Origin of the sequence: Daejeonella sp. (assembly GCF_049655485.1) — a bacterium.
Lineage (GTDB): Bacteria > Bacteroidota > Bacteroidia > Sphingobacteriales > Sphingobacteriaceae > Daejeonella.
In genome coordinates this window covers 1-1,766 of sequence record NZ_JBASJU010000437.1, presented here as the reverse complement: position 1 = coordinate 1,766, position 1,766 = coordinate 1, and the positions used below count along the sequence as shown (strand labels likewise).

Genomic DNA, 1,766 nt, shown 5'->3' with positions numbered 1-1,766 from the left:
ATGAGGCTGAAAGGATATCACGTATCCAGGAAATTCATTTAAGAATGAAGGACAAATATGCATTTGCCGCTTCTTTCATAAGCCGGGCAAATAATCTGAGAAATCAAAGAGAGGTGGAAACCCGGAGCATCGAAAATCTTAAAGATCTCAATCAAATACCAAAATAAACCGTCATGAAAACATTTTTGATTATTCTAATGATAGTAGGATCAACTTCCATCACCAACGCGCAGACCACAGAAGTTCAACAACTATTACTGAACTACGAGAAGCTAAATCAGCTTAAAAATATTCTGAGGGATATGAAAAAGGGATACCAGGTAGTGAGTAACGGTTATACCACTATAAAAAACATATCCGAAGGAAATTTCAATCTGCACGACACCTTTATCAGCGGATTGATGACTGTGAGCCCGGCGATTAAGAAGTATAAACGGGTACCCGATATCATCCGGTATCAGAAAAACATAGTTAACGAGTATAAGAGTGCGTTCACGAGATTTAAGTTAAGTGGCTCCTTTAACCCGGAAGAAATTGAATATCTGGGTAAAGTCTATCACAATTTATTTAACGAAAGTCTCCGGAGTCTTGACGAACTGGCTTCGGTCATAACCTCATCAAAGTTGAGTATGAGTGATGATGAGCGTCTGGCGGCCATAGACAGGATATTCGCTGATACGGAAGAAAAGCTTCAATTCCTCCGGCATTTCAATAAAAACACAAGTATTCTGGCGATACAACGAGATAAAGAAAAAAGAGATGTAAGGAGAAGCGAAGATCTCTATCGGTCAATCGACTAAAACAGAAACCATGAAAAATATGAAATTTTTGATCATCATTTTGATGATTGCAGGGACATCCTTGCCTTTAAAATCCCAGGCTCAGGGTATCGCTGGAGAGATAAATGGCCTCCAACATGTTCTGGATCAGGTTTATAAGGATATGATACCACTTTGCAGCAAGCTAATTGGAGTAGCTAGAGGAATAGCCGGTTTTGCCGCCTTATGGTATATCGCGGCAAGGGTATGGAGGCAAATAGCAGCAGCCGAGCCAATTGATTTCTATCCTCTTCTTCGTCCGTTTGCTTTGGGCTTAGCTATCCTTCTTTTTCCGGCAGTATTAGCATTAATGAACGGAGTACTTCAACCCATAGTAACTGCTACCAGTAGTATGGTAAAAGACTCAAATAATGCTATAGCCACTTTATTAAAACTGAAGGAAAAGGCCGTGAAAGAATCGGCTACATGGAAGATGTATGTAGGAACAGACGGAAATGGCGATCGTGAGAAGTGGTATAAATATACCCATCCGGAAACTCAGGAAGGCAGCAGCGAAAACATGCTGGAAAGCATTGGAAATGATATGAAGTTTTGGATGGATAAACAATCGTACAACTTCAGGAATTCGATCAAGCAGTGGATGAGCGAGGTATTACAGGTCCTTTATGAGTCAGCTTCTTTATGCATCAACACAATACGCACATTCTATTTGATCGTCCTTGCCCTCTTAGGCCCACTAGTATTCGGATTTGCGGTATTCGATGGCTTCCAGCATACACTCACGGTCTGGCTTGCCCGGTATATAAACGTTTTCCTTTGGCTGCCGGTTGCAAACATCTTCGGCTCCATTCTAGGAAAAGTGCAGGAAAACATGTTAAAACTGGATATCAGTCAGGTTCAATCGTCCGGAGATACGTTTTTCAGCGCAACAGATACCGCATATCTCATATTTATGGTCATCGGCATTGTGGGCTACTTCACAGTACC

General features: G+C 41.3%; 2 protein-coding genes. Both read left to right on the top strand.

Annotation, left to right across the window (positions count from 1 at the left end):
- Positions 1-173: 173 nt before the first annotated feature.
- Positions 174-800, top strand: coding sequence for a TerB family tellurite resistance protein (locus tag WBJ10_RS17505; RefSeq protein WP_424292635.1), 627 nt, complete (start codon positions 174-176; stop codon positions 798-800).
- Positions 801-810: 10 nt separating this feature from the next.
- Positions 811-1,766, top strand: a 956-nt coding sequence (gene traJ / locus WBJ10_RS17500) for a conjugative transposon protein TraJ (protein WP_424292633.1), incomplete at its 3' end; no start/stop codon positions are given.